This window comes from Pantoea sp. X-Soil-ISGK-259 (assembly GCF_059730705.1).
Map to the genome: position 1 here is coordinate 86,974 of NZ_AP035986.1, position 16,792 is coordinate 103,765.

The window sequence follows — 16,792 nt, forward strand, 5'->3', positions numbered from 1 at the left end:
AGACGAAAAAGGCGCCGTGATGGCGCCTGACAGGATCAGCTACCGGACTTTTTAAACGCCTGCTTCATACTGATGCGCGCGATCAGCTCGGTGAGTGACAGGACCATGGTGGAGCGCACCATCTGCAGATAGCGCTGCTGCTGCATACTGCGCAGCTCGGGATCTTCAGTATTAAACACCGGCGCGGGTGGCCAGGCCGTGACACAGTGCAGTTCCCCAAACGGGCCGAGAATCTCGTCGTCAGTAAAACGATAATCGCCGTGGTCGTGATTCAGCTCTTCGCGCAGTGCCAGCAGCAGTTCACCATCTTCATATTCGTGCCGGCTGATGACGCCAAGTCCGTAAATCAGCTTCAGGCGAACCGAGAGTTCGCCCAAAGGGCCATTACCCAGCAGCAGCGGTTCTACGGCATATTTAACCGCATAGTCATCTTTGCGGAACACCTGCAGCACCAGCAGATTGACGGCTTCAGCCAATAGCTCAACGGCGGCGATCAGAAAGCTTCTCACCGAACGACCGGCGTTCAGGCGCTCAAGCACCCGGTTCTCAAAAGCCTGCTTCTCTTCCATTATTGCCTGCATGGGTTCAATACCGCCGTTGGGCGCAGGCGAACTGCGCCCGGCTTGCGTCACTAACACGTGCGCATTATGCCATAGCGTGCCAGGCGCTCACCACAGAAGCCACCACTTCGCTGTCGGCATCCAGTCCTGAAATCTCAGCCAGCGTAGCCTGCGGGCCTTTTTCTGCCAGCAGCGCGGCCAGTTCCTGTGCCTGCGGGTCCTGATCGCTGTGATAGTGCATGGCAGCAGCAATACCCTGCACCAGGCTGGCGTGCGGTAAACCATACTCCAGTGTGCCCAGCGTGGGCTTAATCAGGCGATCGCCCGCGCTGAGTTTACGCAGCGGCTGACGGCCTACGCGCTCAACATCATCTTTCAGATAAGGATTTTCAAAACGACCCAGAATTTTCTGGATATAGGCCGCATGTTTTTCCGCGTCAAAACCGTAACGTTTAATCAGTACCGCGCCACTCTCTTCCATTGCGCCTTTCACTACGGCCCGGATTTTTTCATCAAGGATGGCGTCACGAATGGTCTGGTGACCCGCCAGCTGGCCGAGGTAGGCGGTAATGGCGTGACCGGTGTTCAGGGTGAAGAGTTTACGCTCAACAAAGGCCATCAGATTGTCGGTCAGTTCCATGCCAGGAATGGCTGGCAGGTCACCTTTAAACTGGGTTTGATCGACGATCCATTCGCTGAAGGTTTCAACGGTCACTTCCAGTGGATCGGTGCTGCCTGCTTCAGAAGGGGGCACGATGCGATCGACAGCGGAATCCACAAAGCCGACATGCTCTTCCAGCCAGGCGTGATACTGCGCCGGCAGCGCCTTCAGCACATGCTGTTTTAGCTGGCTGGTGCCGCGCACCATATTCTCACAGGCGATGATATTTAATGGACGGGTGTTACCGTTGTCGCTGCGTTTTGCCAGACCTTTTGCCACACTGGCGGCAATACGCTCCAGAATCTGCGGACCCACGGCGGTGGTAACAAGATCGACGTCAGAGACCAGGGTGATGATCTCATCGCTGGTGCTGTTTACGGCACTGACGCCTTTAACGGTTTCCACTTTGGCCTGTTCGCCAACCACATGAACGGGATACTCATGACGCGCGTTCAGTGCATCCAGCACCGTCTGATTCACATCAGCAAAAACCAGTTCGATACCTGCATCAGCCAGTAATTTGCCGATAAAGCCGCGACCAATGTTTCCTGCTCCGAAATGTAACGCTTTCATAATTTTTGACCCATATCAAATGACGATGGGGCGGGCAAACCCGCCCCAGGAAATCGGGACGGGCATGACCGCCCCAGGGAAAGAATTGCTCTGAATTACGCGACGGCAGGCTTGCCTGACAGCAGATCCAGCACTTCCTGCACGCGGGTGGTGTTCGCCAGCTTCTCAATCACGCTGTCATCATCCAGCGCATTGGTCAGGCTGGTAATCACCTGAATGTGCTCGTTATTACGGGCAGCAATACCAATCACCAGGCGCGCGACGTCATCTGGCTCTTCGCCAAACAGGACGCCTGCCGGATACTGACAGAACACCACGCCAGTTTTCAGCACGCGATCTTTCGCTTCAACGGTCCCGTGCGGCACCGCAATCGACTCACCGAGGTAGGTCGGCGTCAGTTTTTCACGCGCCAGCATCGCGTCAACATATTCTGGCTCTACATAACCGCCTTTCACCAGCTGTTCACCAGCAAAACGAATCGCCTGTTCTTTGTTGCTGGCGGTCAGGCCGAGGAAGACGTTATCTGCACCCAGTTTAAACAGGTGTGCGTTGCCTTCATCGTAACTGTCAGAGAGCGCAGTGGTGACCGTTTGACGATGCACGTCGCTGCGATTAGCGGCAACCAGACGTTCGGTCAGCGTGCTGTAGAGCGCACTGTCGAGGAAGTTATTCAGCGAGATGTGCTGCGCATGCGGAGCCTGGCGAATAGCACGCTCGGTCAGATCACGATGGGTAATCACCAGATCGACATCGCCTGGCAGGGCATTGATCGCGGTATTCGTCACCGACACATTGCTCAGACCTGCATCCTGCACTTTCTTACGCAGAACACCTGCACCCATGGCGCTTGAGCCCATACCGGCATCACAGGCGACGATAATTTTGCGCACGTGATGCAGCTCGACGCTCATCGCATCGCTGGCGACGGGTGCACCCGCCACGCTCTGGCCTTTCGACTGCGCTTTCATCTCATGCATGCGCTGAGTCGCGGCTTCGATATCGTCATCTTCTTTAACCTTGCTGGTTTTCAGCAGGATAGCGGAAACTACGAAGGAGACGGCGAAAGCGGCAGCAATGGCAGCGATGTTCGCAAAGTAGGCACCCTTTGGTGTCATCGCCAGCACCGCCAGGATTGAACCCGGTGAAGCAGGCGAGACCAGGCCACCGTTCAGCACGGTCAGTGTGAAGACACCCGTCATGCCTCCCAGGATGACCGCCAGCAGCAGGCGAGGCGCCATCAGCACATACGGGAAGTAGATCTCATGGATGCCGCCAAGGAAGTGGATAATTGCCGCACCGCCTGCAGACTGTTTAGCACTACCACGACCAAAGAACATGTAGGCCATCAGCACGCCCATACCCGGACCCGGGTTGGCTTCGATCAGGAAGAAGATCGACTTGCCCGCCTCACTGGCTTGCTGGATACCCAGCGGTGAGAAGATCCCGTGGTTGATGGCGTTGTTCAGGAACAGGATTTTTGCCGGTTCCACGAAGATTGAGGTCAGCGGCAGCAGGTTGTTCTGCACCATCAGATTCACGCCTGCGGCGAGAATGTGTGACAGACCTTCTACCAGCGGACCAATCGCCAGGAACGCCAGCAGTGCCAGAATCATCCCGATAATACCGGCCGAGAAGTTGTTAACCAGCATCTCGAAGCCGCTTTTGATTTTGCCGTCAATCGCCCGGTCAAACGACTTAATTGCCCAGCCGCCCAGTGGACCGGCAATCATTGCACCGAGGAACATCGGCATATCCGCACCGACAATCACACCCATTGTCGTAATTGCACCGACCACACCGCCACGATCGCCGCCCACCAGACGCCCACCGGTAAAACCGATCAGCAGTGGCAGCAGGTAGGTGATCATTGGGCCAACCAGTTTGGCCAGCGTTTCGTTCGGGATCCAGCCAGTTGGAATAAACAGCGCGGTGATGATACCCCAGGCGATGAACGCCCCGATGTTTGGCATCACCATATTACTCAGAAAGCGACCAAAGCTCTGTACTTTGACCTTCACTGATGAGGACATAAACCCACCCCTTATTGAGACGCGCTGCAATAGGAGAGCGCGTTTGTTTTTGTTTAGCCACCCCGACTCGCAGCCGGTGGTATTACTGTATGCACGCGGACTCTATCACGCGAATTTGGCACTGCGTAGCACGCGGGAAAAGTGTGATCTACATCACTGATTAAGGGTGGTGGCAGGGGTGATTAGCGTGACATTGATCACATTTTTATAACGGTTACGTGTTGTTTTGCCTGGTTTTTACGCGTGATAGCTGATTATCTGTGAGTTTGATCACACTAAAAGGGCGGGGGTTTGTTATATAAATGTGACTCAGATCACAAACTATTTTTGGTCGAAAATGCGCCAGATCACACTTCATTCGACAGGCTATCGGATGAGATTAGAAAAGGCGTGGAGACGGGCAGGCGACCTACGCCTGCCCATAAAGCAGATTTAATGCAGGCCACCCTGAACGGCCGCTTGTGCCTGAGGAAGCGCCTGTGCATTCGCGGATAACGTGCTCATTATCGCGTTGTATTGTGAAGCCTGATCCTGCGTCGGGAACTGCACGCCGCCATCATTGAAGCTGACGCGGGTACCCTGAGTTTGCAGGAATTCGCCGGTCTGCACGGCAGCCTGGCTCAGCGCCTGAAGTTTAGGCAGCAGCGGAATCAGCTGATTGGCGGGTACCGTCACCACTTTGTTATAGGCGGTGTCGTAGACTTTTTTCAGATCATCCGTCTGCTTTAGGGCCGCTTTGCTGCTGTCCGCCTGCATTTTTGCGCTCTCAATCTGCTGGGTAACAATGACCAGTGCGCTCGTGGCCTGACGCAGGGAATCACGACGGCTGAGATAATCCTGCGGAACGCGAATGGCAGACAGTTCATCCACCACCGGACGCATCCCCTGTTCAACGGCTTTGTTCGCCTGCTGCGAAAAGCCGTACATGATGGCGTAATCGCTGGCGAAGTTGCCAAAGCTTTGCTTCTGGTTTTCGCTGAGACTAGGGAGATGCTCGCCACTGCGCATCACGGTATTCTGGAGGAAATCAATAAATGCTTTACGCTGCTCGCCTTCTTTGTCACCGCATGCGGTGAGTTGCAGCACGATGAGCGCGCCAGCGAGCATAATGCCGCCGCGTGCCATAAGGCGTGTAAGTCCTGAAGCCATTGGGTCAACTCCTGTCGGTAGTACTGTCTGATGTCCAGGTAGGAATGGCCTAAAGAATAGAACAAACCGCCGTCACGGCACAATGTGAAACCGCCTGTGAAGCAGAGGCTTTCTTAAACGCCGGTGATACAACGGGATCGCCCGCACGTCAGAGCGCGATACGTTTCCTGCCATCATGCGTTAACCTGAACGTCAGTTTAGCGGTATGGCGATCACGGCTGCAGCCTTAAAACACCACCGCCTGACCATCTTTGCGACTCTCGCTGGCTGCAATATAGAAACCCTGCGGATCGCGCACTATCGCCTGCGCGCCACCAAAGTTGTAATTGCTCAGGGGATCTTCCAGTACCACATTGTGCCCCATGCGGCGCAGCGTGCTCAGGGTATTGCGATCGAGTGTCGATTCAAACACCACCTCGCGTCCCTGTACCACCCGCCAGCGCGGCGCATCAATCGCAGCCTGCGGATTCTGGCGGTGCAGCATAATTCGCAGCGCCAGCTGGACATGACCCTGCGCCTGCATCGGGCCACCCATCACACCAAACGCCATCAGCGGCTGACCCTGCTCATCCAGCGCAAAGGCCGGGATGATGGTGTGAAAAGGGCGCTTACCGCCTGCCACCACGTTAGGATGGTCTGGATCGAGTGAAAAGCCCGCCCCACGGTTCTGCAGGCTGATGCCGGTGTCGGGCACCACCACGCCGGAGCCAAAGCCCATGTAGTTAGACTGAATGAATGAGACCATCATACCGCTGGCATCAGCCGTCGCAACATACACCGTGCCGCTCTGCTGCGGTGATCCAAAGCGGAAATCTCCCGCTTTGTCAGGATCAATCAACGCTGCCCGCTGGCGGATATACTCTTTACTCAGCAGTAACGCTGCCGGGAACTCGAGATGATCTTCATCGGTGACATAACGCTCCAGATCAACCAGTGCCAGTTTCATCGCCTCAATGGAGAGATGCAGCCACTGCGGCGAATCAGGCGCATAACGGTTGATCTCCCACGCTTCCAGAATGCCGAGCGCAATCAATGTCGCAATGCCCTGACCGTTAGGCGGCAACTCCTGCACCGATCCCCCGGCAAACGGATGTGACAGCAGGGTAACCCAGTCGGCGCGATGGTTTTTCAAATCGTCCAGCGTCAGCGCCGCGCCATGTTCACGGGCAAAGGCTGTCATCTTCTGCGCCAGTGCACCGCGATAAAAACTTTCACCCTGTGTCTCAGCGATCGTCTGCAGGGTCCGGGCCTGAGCCGGATTGCGGAATAACTCGCCCGCACGGGGTGGACGGCCCTGCGGCGCAAAGCAGTCGATGAAGCCAGGCTGATCCCGTAGCTTGTCATAGCCTCGCTGCCACAGCTGACCAATCAGCGGTGATACCGGAAAACCGTTGCGCGCATAGTCAATTGCGGGTTGCGCCAGTGTGGTCAGCGGTAGGGTCCCGAAGCGCTGCGCCAGCGTGACCCACGCCGAGACGGCACCCGGGACGGTAACGGACTCCCAGCCGGTTTCTGGCATTGCACTCAAACCGGCGAAGCGCTCAGGATGCCACGCGGCGGGCGAACGGCCTGAGGCGTTTAATCCATGCAGCTCGCTGCCGTCCCAGACAATGGCAAACGCATCGCTGCCGATGCCGTTTCCGGTTGGCTCCAGCACAGTTAAGGCGATGGCGGTAGCGACAGCGGCATCTACAGCATTTCCGCCCTGCTGCAGCATCCGTAAGCCCGCCTGCGCCGCCAGCGGTTGTGAGGTCGCCACGGCATTGCGTCCCATCATCGGTACGCGATGAGAAGGGTATCCGACGTCAAAATCTGTTTCTCGCATCGCTCTTCATCCTTTCAGGTGGCAGGTCTCTTTTTACCCGTCATGAGTGCGCAATCACAAGGCTGCACTTTTAGCGCGCATCAGCGCGATTAAGGACGGCTGACTGCACCGGCATGAGGCATCTGCCGTTTCGTTAGAGTGACTGTTGATTTCGCTGACGATATGGCGGCGTTCAGAATAAAATATTTCTCCGCACGTCGCTGTGAGCCGCCGCGCGCCAGGGCTCAGCGGCAAACCAGGACTATTCTTAAATTAATCAGAACTGTGAATATAAGTGTTCATGAAGTAAACCATTGGCGTATATTTTGCAATCACTACCTGAAGAGGTGTAATGCCTCACAGAAATGAGAATGTGCCCGCCAAAAGCTTGATGGCATCCACATAAATAGCAAACACCATTTGATTTTTTTGCCCGCTGTGCAGGCGCAAAAATCAACCGCCTCAGTAGGTTAGAAGCGCTGGAGCGTTTTCGGCACACGTTAGTTAAAAAAATAATTATAAATTGCGCGGCAAATAGTCAGGTCTCTATCCATACTTAGTCTCCCGGCATTTGTTGCATTGTTCTGACACCTTTATAAGCAGTGCACCGCAGGCTGTGTCCCGTAATGGTTTTTCTCATAACAAAAACAAACCCTTGCGGGATCCAGCCTGAACAGGCCCGGTTTCAGAGTCCTGACTTCAGGCTCGTACCTCTCTACTTTCACGTGCTTCATAGTGAGTTTTTAAGGAGTTCTCTATGGAATTAAAAGACCCGATGTTTGAATTGCTCAGCAGCCTTGAGCAGATTGTTTTGACACGTGATGATCGCGCCGCCGAGTTACTTATTCAGCGTCAGCAACCCGCCCAGCCAGAGCCACAGCGTCTGCGCGAAATGACCGGCATGCAGGTTGATGAGTTTGCTAAAGTGATGGGCGTGAGCGTATCTTCCGTGAAAAGCTGGGAAGCCCGGCGTACCCGTCCATCCGCGACGGCGCAGAAACTGATGAAGTTATTACAGGCCAATCCCTATCTGGGACGCCAGTTGCTTGAATAATCAGGCATCATGAAAACACCCGCCGCTGGCGGGTTTTTTTATGCGTGTTTTATGCTGTATTTAGCGGCCTGTTTGACAAACCAGCTCTCCGGCACGCTGTAGGGCGGCTCCCGCAACCGGGCAAGCCCGCTTTCTATGATCGTCGAAGCCTGCTGCCACAACTGTGCATCGCCCTGCTTCAGCAACGCAATCTGTATCTGCTTTTCCACCAGGTAGACCCGCGCAAAGTCAGGATCAAAACGTACAATCGCGCGGGTATTGTCGATGATGTCCGCCAGCTTGATAGTCTGGGCCTCAGGACTGGCGCTGGCCGTATGGCGAAAGTGCGCAAGCTTCCGGGCCGCCCGATTTTTCGCCGTAGCCGGTGCGCTATCGGTCAGCATCTCCACCAGGCTGGCCACGCGCGCGCCAAAGTGGGCTTCGATATCGCTCTGGGTCGTGGAGGTATCTTCTACGGTATCGTGCAGCCAGGCTGCCGCTAACAATGCCTCGTCATGGCTGACGCTGCGCACCAGTTCCACCACCGCGGCCGGATGAACAATATAAGGCTCATCCGTATATTTGCGGCGCTGACCGGCACTGGCATGTGCCTCGGTGGCGAATCGACGCGCCTGTTCTTCCAGTGAATCCAGCATGCTTTTACCCCTGACTAAAAGTTTGCTTGCAATTATCTAGCGCGCTATATATATTGAACACCATGAACTGTGATCAAGATGACAAAAAAGTGAAAACGATGCCACTGTTGGTCGATCAGCAACTCTGCTTTGCGCTTTATTCTGCCAATCTGGCAATGAATAAAGTGTATCGCCAGTTGCTGAGCCAGCTCGACATTACCTATCCACAATATCTGGTGATGCTGGTGTTGTGGCAGAAAGATGATGTTACGGTGTCAGAGATTGGCGAGCAGCTTTTTTTAGACTCGGCAACATTAACGCCACTGCTGAAGCGACTGGAAAGCGCGGGTCTGATTAACCGGCAGCGTACCCGTCAGGATGAACGGCAGGTTGCAGTAACACTGACCGAGGCTGGCCGTGCGCTGCGCGTTAAGGCTGAAGCCATTCCTGAAGCGGTTAAATGTGCCACTGCCTGTGACGATGATGCCCTGCTGGCGCTGAAATTACAGCTTGATGGATTGCGTGATAACCTGATTCAGTCACGATAAATATTGCCGACGGGTGCATTGCACCCGTTGAACCTCACCGCCTGATTGCGGTTAAATAAGTAGCAGGCGATTAAATAGTGTAACGGAGAAATGTCATGTCTTTAGAACAAGTGGTTTACCGCGCCAAAGCCAAAGCTACCGGTGGTCGTGATGGTCGTGCAACCTCTTCTGACGGTGTACTGGACGTTAAACTGGGCGTGCCAAAAGAGATGGGCGGTGCAGGCGGCGAAGTGACCAACCCTGAGCAGCTGTTTGCGGCGGGCTATTCTGCCTGCTTCATCGGTGCGATGAAGTTTGTTGCGGGTCGCGACAAAATCGCGATGCCAAAAGATGCGTGGATTGAAGGTGAAGTAGGTATCGGCCCGATCCCCAACGGCTTTGGCATCGAAGCGACGCTGAATATTCACCTGCCGGGAATGGATGAAGCAGAAGCGCAGAAGCTGGTGGATGCGGCACACATCGTGTGTCCTTACTCAAACGCCACTCGCAACAACATCGACGTGACGCTGAACATCATTCGCTAAGCATGCTGCGGGCCTGAATTATCAGGCCCGCACTTTTGCCTGTTATTCAATTCCACACTTCCGTCTCACTGCGTCAGCATGTCCGGTTAATCCTCCGCGCTGTGTACAAAAAATGTGCTAATCAGGTCGACAGCGATTATTATCTGGTCTATGAAACGCCCTCATGCTTTACTGAGCCACCTCGCGTTATAGCCTATAAATCCGTTCAGAATTTTCCTTCATCTTGTCCGGTCCGCTTATTCAGCGAACTCTGCCGCGTTTCGGCAGTCACATAAAAGATTTGGTTAAGCGCTTCACACCGGAGAAACACCTTTTTTCATGAATTATATTAAAACCCTGACTCAGCAGAAGTTATCGTTACTGCTGGCGCTCTACCTCGGTATCTTACTGAATTTACCAATTTTCTATCGTCGTTTTGATGGTTTTCTTTCGCACTCTACGATAACGAACTGGCTGACTGCGGCGACTGAAGTGGTGGCCATTGTGCTGCTGACTTTCTTCCTGATGCGGCTGCTGTCGCTGGGTGGAAAGTGGTTTTATCGCGTGCTGGCCACGCTGATAGTGCTGATTTCCGTTGCCGCTGCTTATTACATGGCATTTTTTAACGTCGTAATTGGCTACGGCATTGTGGCTTCGGTGATGACCACTGATACCGATCTTTCTAAAGAGGTGGTTGGCTACCATTTCATTCTGTGGATGGTGCTGGTCAGCGCGCTGCCGCTGCTGATGATCTGGCGTAATAAGCTGAGCATGACGTTGAATGAGCAGCTGCGCACGCCGGGACAGCGTCTTAAACCCTCCGTGATCATGCTGCTTTGCGTGGCGCTGGTCTGGTTGCCGATTCGCTTTCTGGACAAACTGCAGAAGCAAAACGAAGAGATTACCAACGTCGATCTACCGAGCTACGGCGGTGTCGTGGCACACTCTTATCTTCCATCAAACTGGCTTGCAGCTGTAGGACTCTTTGCCTGGACCCGCGTGGATGAGACGCTGAATAGCGAGGAATTGCTGGATCCGGCGAAGAAGTTTACCTACGTCGCGCCTGCCGGACTGGACGACACCTATGTGGTGTTTGTGATTGGTGAGACCACCCGCTGGGATCACATGGGGATGCTGGGCTACGAGCGTGACACCACGCCAAAGTTGTCGAAAGAGAAGAATCTTGTGGCGTTCCGGGGCGAATCCTGTGATACCGCGACCAAGCTGTCATTGCGCTGCATGTTCGTACGCGAAGGCGGCACCATGGATAACCCAGGTCGTACGCTGAAAGAGCAGAACGTGTTTGCGGTGATGAAAGAGCTGGGCTTCACGTCTGAGTTGTTTGCGATGCAGAGCGAAGTCTGGTTCTACGACAACATCAATGCCAACAACTTTGCTTTCCGTGAGCAGATTGGTTCAGAGAAGCGTAATCAGGGCAAAGCGGTGGATGACATGCTGCTGGTGCCGGAGATGAAAGCGTCACTGGATCGTTTTCCGAAAGGTAAGCATCTGATCGTGTTGCACACTAAAGGGTCGCACTACCTCTATTCACAGCGTTATCCGCGCAGTTTCGCGAAATATCAGCCGGAATGTATGGGCGTGGATGAGACCTGCAGCAAAGCGCAGTTGATTAACGCTTATGACAACTCGGTGCTGTATGTCGATAGTATGCTGGATAGCGTGCTGGATCAGCTGCGTGATAAGAAGGCGATCGTTTTCTATGCCTCTGATCACGGTGAGTCGATTAGCGAGAATATGCATTTGCACGGCACGCCGCGCGAGATGGCGCCACCTGAGCAGTTCCGCGTGCCCATGATGGTCTGGGCCTCCGATAAGTATCTGGAAGACAGTCAGAACCGCAGCAACTTTGAGCGTTTGCAGGCGCAGCAGCGCGTAGGCCGCACTCATCGCCATGTTGAGTTGTTCGACACCATTCTGGGCTGTCTGGGTTATACCTCGCCAGATGGCGGTATTAACCCCGCCAACAACTGGTGTCAGGCACCGGCAAAAGGTCAGGCTAAAGCGCTGTAATAGTGAGCGAAAAGGGCAGGGCAGGTGGTTGATTACGGGTAACCGCGTGCTTTCCAGGCGATTGGCGGCAAAAGCATAAAAAGCGGTTGACGCTGATCGGGGGTAGCAGTAACATGCGCCCCCATCGGCGAGTAGCGCAGCTTGGTAGCGCAACTGGTTTGGGACCAGTGGGTCGGAGGTTCGAATCCTCTCTCGCCGACCATATTTAAGAAAACCTGTCTGAAAAGACAGGTTTTTTTTCGTCTGTAATAAATGAGGATGAGAACCTCCGAAGGAGGTTTGAGCCGAGCGTAGCGAGACAACGTTGCTTCAGCAACGGCCCGAAGGGCGCTGCTCGAAGAGCAGAGTAATCCTCTCTCGCCGACCATATTTAAGAAAACCTGTCTGAAAAGACAGGTTTTTTTTCGTCTGTAGAAAAGTGATTTGCAGGCAAAGAATTAGCGCTGTGCGGGGTTCAGACGGCTGAAAGATCTAAACCCGAGTGAATCTGACAGCAGCGCATAAATTCAAGGCGGAGGGAACACGGGCAGAGGAGGAAAGCGTCCCACGCCATGGACGGCGTGGGACGAGCGTCCATGGATGGTTTAAGCGACTTTCCGATCTGCCCGTGTTCCTGAGGCAGATCTCAATCTGACCGCTAAGCATTCACACTCTTATCAGCTGAGCGGGCTTCAGGGAGCATACGCCTTCCGCAAAGACGCAAAAGACGCCATCCCTGGCATGCTCAGCGCGGCCGATTACGCACCTCATCCCTGAGGTGCGCCCGTGGCCGGGCCAACGCATTGCGTTGCTCAAAAACGCTCCCGGCGTTTTTGTCCCTGGCCCGCGATGCTTTGCTACAGGCGTATGCTCCCTTCGCTTCACGTCTGGCAAACGCATCAGGTACTTACATGGGCGCTTCAGAACGCCTGAGAAATCCAAATCATTTTTGTTACCTTCCAAAAAGTTCCAGTAAACCCCATCTTCCGCGCGTTCCACTTACTGACAATAATTATCCCTTCTTTCCCGCTGGCAGGCCTTACCCCATAAGCGATGCGATCATAATTCGCGACACATTCTTCTTATGACCGAAAGCGGCAACATGCTGATTTCTTATGCTTCTTTACCAGCATATTCCGCTGGATGAACGTCATAACGCACGGTGAATCGTTCAGTTATTCAACATTTGCCGGTAAAAGTTTTAAGTTTTTTAGCGGTGAGAATCACTAGCGATAGAGCAGGCTTCCAGCACAATACACGGAATTCAGGTCAGCTCTGCTGTGCATTGTATGGCATTTGGACAGAAACGGTTTTTATTACCGTTGCATGCGATTCCTCACACTCTGTGTAAATAAGTAACCGTTGTATTGACGTTCTTTGCAACTGTTGACAAATTGATGCGTCAATAAATGCGCAGTTACGGAATTTTCTGAATGCATACCCTGCATCTGAAAAAACAAAAAATCGTAGCGCGCGTTAACCACCTGTTCGGTGGTACGCCTGAACCGCATAAAAAAATCAGAGGTCAGGCAATACACACAACATCACATCACAATGGAGCAAACGCATGATCAACTCCCTGGCTAAATCCGGGATGCTGAAGGTCGGTCTGAGCCTGATTGCTATGACTGTCGCCGCCGGTGTTCAGGCAAAAACCCTCGTTTACTGTTCTGAAGGTTCTCCGGAAGGCTTTAACCCGCAGTTGTTCACTTCGGGCACCACCTACGATGCCAGCTCACGTCAGATCTACAACCGACTGGTTGAGTTCACCATCGGCACCACCGAACTGCACGCTGCACTGGCAGAGAAGTGGGATGTCAGCGAAGACGGTAAAACTTACACCTTCCACCTGCGCAAAGGCGTGAAGTGGCAGACCACTAAAGATTTCAAACCGACGCGTGACTTCAACGCGGATGATGTGGTGTTCACCTTTGAGCGTCAGCTGGATAAAAACAACGCCTATCACGGCGTCTCCGGCGGCAGCTACGAATATTTCGAAGGCATGGATATGCCTAAGCTGATCAGCAAAATTGAGAAAGTGGACGACAACACCGTTCGCTTCGTGCTGACCCGTCCTGAATCGCCGTTCCTCGCCGACCTCGGCATGGATTTCGCCTCGATTCTGTCGAAAGAGTACGCAGACAACATGCTGAAAGCGGGTACCCCGCAAAACGTCGACCTGAACCCGGTCGGTACCGGTCCGTTCCAGCTGCTGCAGTACCAGAAAGATTCGCGCATCCTTTACAAAGCTAACCCGAATTACTGGGGCACCAAGCCAAAAATCGATCGCTTAGTCTTCTCCATTACCCCGGATGCTTCAGTGCGTTACGCCAAACTGCAGAAGGGCGAATGCCAGGTCATGCCTTATCCAAATCCGGCTGACATTGCGCGTATGAAGCAGGACAAGAACATCAACCTGTATGAGCAGGCGGGCCTGAACGTCGGCTATCTGTCATACAACGTTGAGAAAAAACCGCTGGATAACCTGAAAGTACGTCAGGCACTGACCATGGCGGTCAACAAAAAGGCGATTATCGACGCCGTTTATCAGGGTGCAGGTCAGCCTGCTAAAAACCTGATCCCACCAACAATGTGGGGCTATAACGACGCGGTGAAAGACTACGCATACGATCCTGAGAAAGCCAAAGCGCTGTTGAAAGAAGCGGGCATGGCAGACGGTTTCTCAATCGACCTGTGGGCAATGCCGGTTCAGCGTCCTTACAACCCGAACGCACGCCGCATGGCTGAAATGATTCAGAGTGACTGGGCGAAGATTGGCGTCAAAGCCAAAATCGTCACCTACGAGTGGGGCGAATATCTGAAGCGCGCCAAAGCGGGCGAGCACCAGACCGTCATGATGGGCTGGACCGGTGACAATGGGGATCCGGATAACTTCCTGGCTACCCTGTTCAGCTGTTCAGCGGCTAAAGATGGCTCTAACTACTCGCGCTGGTGTGATAAGTCCTTCGAGGACCAGATCCAGCCCGCTCGTGCGACTGCCGATCAGGCGAAGCGCATCGAGTACTACAAACAGGCTCAGGTTGTGATGCATGACCAGGTACCGGCGCTGATGATCGCGCACTCAACGGTATACGAACCGGTCAGCAAGAAAGTCTCCGGGTACAAAGTCGATCCGCTGGGCGGACACTACTTTGCTCAGGTAGACATTAAAGAATAATTGTCGCCTTTTCCGGGGCGGCTGCGCGTCGCCCCGGCTTTATCTCCCTGTTTTACTGGAAACGGTAGAGGCGCAGCCAGTCTGCGTCGCGGTCGGGCCTACCCGATCGTCAGATGTAAGCAATAATAACCCTCGCGGCGACGGTCGCGCGGACAAGAGAGAACCCGGATTATGCTGCAGTTCATACTCCGACGTCTGGGCCTTGTTATCCCAACGTTTATCGGCATTACATTACTCACCTTCGCGTTTGTTCACATGATCCCCGGCGATCCGGTGCTGATCATGGCGGGCGAGCGCGGTATTTCTCCTGAACGTCATGCACAGTTAATGGCACTGTTAGGGCTGGATCAGCCGCTGTGGAAACAGTACCTGCACTACATTAACGGCGTATTACATGGCGACCTGGGCATTTCACTTAAAAGCCGCATCCCGGTCTGGGATGAGTTTGTTCCGCGCTTCAAAGCGACGCTGGAACTCGGTATCTGCGCCATGATATTTGCCGTGGCCATTGGCATCCCGGTAGGGGTTCTGGCGGCGGTGAAGCGCGGTTCGATTTTCGATCACACCGCTGTGGGAATCTCACTGACCGGCTACTCCATGCCGATCTTCTGGTGGGGCATCATGCTGATCATGCTGGTTTCGGTTCAGTTCAACCTGACACCCGTTTCCGGGCGGGTCGGCGACACCGTCTTCCTGGATGACAGCATGCCACTGACCGGCTTTATGCTCATCGACACCTTCTTCTGGGGTGAGCCGGGCGACTTCCACGATGCGGTCATGCACATGATTCTGCCTGCCATCGTGCTCGGTACCATTCCGCTGGCGGTGATTGTGCGTATGACGCGGTCGGCGATGCTTGAAGTACTGGGTGAAGATTACATCCGTACGGCGCGCGCTAAAGGCCTGACGCGGATGCGTGTGATCGTGGTGCATGCGCTGCGAAACGCCATGCTGCCGGTGGTCACGGTAATTGGTCTGCAGGTCGGCACGCTGCTGGCCGGGGCGATTCTTACCGAAACCATCTTCTCATGGCCGGGTCTGGGTCGCTGGCTGATTGAAGCGTTGCAGCGCCGTGACTATCCGGTGGTGCAGGGCGGCGTGCTGCTGACCGCAGTACTGATCATCGTGGTCAACCTGCTGGTTGATCTGCTGTATGGCGTGGTTAACCCGCGCATACGTCACAAGAAATAAGGGGGCATCATGTCTGTTGTTGATCCCGGCAGCGTTACCGTTGCACCCACGCCGATGACCCCGTTCCAGGAATTCTGGCACTACTTTAAACGTAACAAAGGCGCCGTTGTGGGCCTGGTCTACATCATCATTGTATTGCTGTGCGCTATCTTTGCCGATGTACTGGCCCCGCATGCACCTGCTGAGCAGTTCCGCGATGCGCTGCTGCATCCGCCGGTCTGGCAGGAAGGCGGTAACTGGAGCTACATCCTGGGCACCGACGACGTGGGCCGCGATGTGCTGTCGCGTCTGATGTACGGTGCGCGCCTGTCACTGCTGGTGGGCTGTCTGGTCGTGGTGCTGTCACTGATTTTCGGCGTGATATTTGGCCTGCTGGCCGGTTATCTCGGCGGCGTGGTCGATGCCATCATCATGCGTGTAGTCGATATCATGCTGGCGCTGCCAAGTCTGCTGCTGGCGCTGGTGCTGGTCGCCATCTTTGGCCCCTCAATCGTCAACGCCTCCATCGCGCTGACCTTTGTGGCACTGCCGCACTATATCCGTCTGACCCGCGCGGCGGTGCTGGTCGAAGTGAACCGCGACTATGTCACCGCTTCCGGCGTGGCCGGTGCGGGTATGCTGCGCCAGATGTTCGTGAATATTCTGCCTAACTGCCTTGCACCGCTGATCGTGCAGGCGTCATTAGGTTTCTCCAACGCCATTCTCGATATGGCGGCGTTGGGCTTTCTCGGTATGGGTGCGCAACCGCCAACGCCGGAGTGGGGCACCATGCTCTCCGACGTTCTGCAGTATGCGCAAAGTGCCTGGTGGGTAGTGACCTTCCCTGGATTGGTCATTCTGCTTACCGTACTGGCATTTAACCTGATGGGCGATGGTTTGCGTGATGCCCTCGACCCGAAACTCAAGCAGTAAAGAGG

13 protein-coding genes, 1 tRNA gene and 1 other RNA gene are annotated in these 16,792 nt (G+C 54.5%); 9 read left to right on the forward strand and 6 right to left on the reverse strand.

The window, feature by feature from the left end; translation table 11 throughout:
* Nucleotides 1-35: 35 nt before the first annotated feature.
* From mtlR to AC6I77_RS00445, 5 genes are all read right to left on the reverse strand, one after another.
* Nucleotides 36-581: a mannitol operon repressor MtlR gene (gene mtlR / locus AC6I77_RS00425; RefSeq protein WP_181162247.1), complete on the reverse strand. Its 546-nt coding sequence runs from the start codon at nt 579-581 to the stop codon at nt 36-38.
* 64 nt (nt 582-645) lie between these two features.
* Nucleotides 646-1,794, reverse strand: a complete 1,149-nt coding sequence (gene mtlD, locus AC6I77_RS00430) for a mannitol-1-phosphate 5-dehydrogenase (RefSeq protein ID WP_003848038.1) — start codon at nt 1,792-1,794, stop codon at nt 646-648.
* Between the two features lie 95 nt (nt 1,795-1,889).
* A complete protein-coding gene (locus AC6I77_RS00435) occupies nt 1,890-3,824 on the reverse strand; it encodes a PTS mannitol transporter subunit IICBA (RefSeq protein WP_003848039.1) in 1,935 nt (644 codons plus the stop codon).
* 432 nt (nt 3,825-4,256) lie between these two features.
* Nucleotides 4,257-4,973 (reverse strand): DUF3053 domain-containing protein, encoded by a 717-nt coding sequence (locus AC6I77_RS00440; RefSeq protein WP_497816670.1) that lies wholly within the window; start codon nt 4,971-4,973, stop codon nt 4,257-4,259.
* A 226-nt stretch (nt 4,974-5,199) separates the two neighbouring features.
* A complete protein-coding gene (locus tag AC6I77_RS00445) occupies nt 5,200-6,798 on the reverse strand; it encodes a gamma-glutamyltransferase family protein (RefSeq protein ID WP_003848043.1) in 1,599 nt (532 codons plus the stop codon).
* A 736-nt stretch (nt 6,799-7,534) separates the two neighbouring features.
* On the opposite strand from AC6I77_RS00445, the gene AC6I77_RS00450 reads away from it, so the two are divergent.
* Nucleotides 7,535-7,831, forward strand: coding sequence for an HTH-type transcriptional regulator (locus AC6I77_RS00450; protein WP_003848045.1), 297 nt, complete (start codon nt 7,535-7,537; stop codon nt 7,829-7,831).
* A 38-nt stretch (nt 7,832-7,869) separates the two neighbouring features.
* On the opposite strand, the gene AC6I77_RS00455 is transcribed toward AC6I77_RS00450, so the two are convergent.
* Nucleotides 7,870-8,466 carry an HD domain-containing protein gene (locus AC6I77_RS00455; protein WP_008926412.1) on the reverse strand — a complete coding sequence of 199 codons (597 nt, stop codon included), beginning with the start codon at nt 8,464-8,466 and terminating at the stop codon, nt 7,870-7,872.
* Between the two features lie 62 nt (nt 8,467-8,528).
* Between AC6I77_RS00455 and AC6I77_RS00460 the strand changes: the two genes are divergently transcribed.
* From AC6I77_RS00460 to dppC, 8 genes are all read left to right on the forward strand, one after another.
* Nucleotides 8,529-8,993: a MarR family winged helix-turn-helix transcriptional regulator gene (locus AC6I77_RS00460; protein WP_003848049.1), complete on the forward strand. Its 465-nt coding sequence runs from the start codon at nt 8,529-8,531 to the stop codon at nt 8,991-8,993.
* A gap of 95 nt (nt 8,994-9,088) precedes the next feature.
* Nucleotides 9,089-9,517 carry an organic hydroperoxide resistance protein gene (locus AC6I77_RS00465; RefSeq protein ID WP_003848051.1) on the forward strand — a complete coding sequence of 143 codons (429 nt, stop codon included), beginning with the start codon at nt 9,089-9,091 and terminating at the stop codon, nt 9,515-9,517.
* Between the two features lie 318 nt (nt 9,518-9,835).
* Nucleotides 9,836-11,527 (forward strand): kdo(2)-lipid A phosphoethanolamine 7''-transferase, encoded by a 1,692-nt coding sequence (gene eptB, locus AC6I77_RS00470; protein ID WP_286862776.1) that lies wholly within the window; start codon nt 9,836-9,838, stop codon nt 11,525-11,527.
* A 125-nt stretch (nt 11,528-11,652) separates the two neighbouring features.
* Nucleotides 11,653-11,729: transfer RNA gene (locus AC6I77_RS00475), tRNA-Pro, on the forward strand.
* Nucleotides 11,730-11,764: 35 nt separating this feature from the next.
* Nucleotides 11,765-11,894, forward strand: a non-coding RNA gene (locus AC6I77_RS00480) — RtT sRNA.
* A gap of 1,179 nt (nt 11,895-13,073) precedes the next feature.
* Nucleotides 13,074-14,684 carry a dipeptide ABC transporter periplasmic-binding protein DppA gene (gene dppA / locus AC6I77_RS00485; RefSeq protein WP_003852001.1) on the forward strand — a complete coding sequence of 537 codons (1,611 nt, stop codon included), beginning with the start codon at nt 13,074-13,076 and terminating at the stop codon, nt 14,682-14,684.
* A 171-nt stretch (nt 14,685-14,855) separates the two neighbouring features.
* Nucleotides 14,856-15,875 (forward strand): dipeptide ABC transporter permease DppB, encoded by a 1,020-nt coding sequence (gene dppB, locus AC6I77_RS00490; protein ID WP_003852000.1) that lies wholly within the window; start codon nt 14,856-14,858, stop codon nt 15,873-15,875.
* Between the two features lie 9 nt (nt 15,876-15,884).
* On the forward strand, nt 15,885-16,787 hold the full coding sequence (gene dppC / locus AC6I77_RS00495) for a dipeptide ABC transporter permease DppC (protein ID WP_003851999.1): 903 nt from the start codon (nt 15,885-15,887) through the stop codon (nt 16,785-16,787).
* Nucleotides 16,788-16,792 lie beyond the last annotated feature (5 nt).

Excerpts from the sequence above, each read along its gene's own strand:
- mtlR (WP_181162247.1), bottom strand. The coding sequence starts at position 581 with ATGCAGGCAATAATGGAAGAGAAGCAGGCTTTTGAGAACCGGGTGCTT.
- mtlD (WP_003848038.1), bottom strand. The coding sequence starts at position 1,794 with ATGAAAGCGTTACATTTCGGAGCAGGAAACATTGGTCGCGGCTTTATC.
- AC6I77_RS00435 (WP_003848039.1), bottom strand. The coding sequence starts at position 3,824 with ATGTCCTCATCAGTGAAGGTCAAAGTACAGAGCTTTGGTCGCTTTCTG.
- AC6I77_RS00440 (WP_497816670.1), bottom strand. The coding sequence starts at position 4,973 with ATGGCTTCAGGACTTACACGCCTTATGGCACGCGGCGGCATTATGCTC.
- AC6I77_RS00445 (WP_003848043.1), bottom strand. The coding sequence starts at position 6,798 with ATGCGAGAAACAGATTTTGACGTCGGATACCCTTCTCATCGCGTACCG.
- AC6I77_RS00450 (WP_003848045.1), top strand. The coding sequence starts at position 7,535 with ATGGAATTAAAAGACCCGATGTTTGAATTGCTCAGCAGCCTTGAGCAG.
- AC6I77_RS00455 (WP_008926412.1), bottom strand. The coding sequence starts at position 8,466 with ATGCTGGATTCACTGGAAGAACAGGCGCGTCGATTCGCCACCGAGGCA.
- AC6I77_RS00460 (WP_003848049.1), top strand. The coding sequence starts at position 8,529 with ATGAACTGTGATCAAGATGACAAAAAAGTGAAAACGATGCCACTGTTG.
- AC6I77_RS00465 (WP_003848051.1), top strand. The coding sequence starts at position 9,089 with ATGTCTTTAGAACAAGTGGTTTACCGCGCCAAAGCCAAAGCTACCGGT.
- eptB (WP_286862776.1), top strand. The coding sequence starts at position 9,836 with ATGAATTATATTAAAACCCTGACTCAGCAGAAGTTATCGTTACTGCTG.
- dppA (WP_003852001.1), top strand. The coding sequence starts at position 13,074 with ATGATCAACTCCCTGGCTAAATCCGGGATGCTGAAGGTCGGTCTGAGC.
- dppB (WP_003852000.1), top strand. The coding sequence starts at position 14,856 with ATGCTGCAGTTCATACTCCGACGTCTGGGCCTTGTTATCCCAACGTTT.
- dppC (WP_003851999.1), top strand. The coding sequence starts at position 15,885 with ATGTCTGTTGTTGATCCCGGCAGCGTTACCGTTGCACCCACGCCGATG.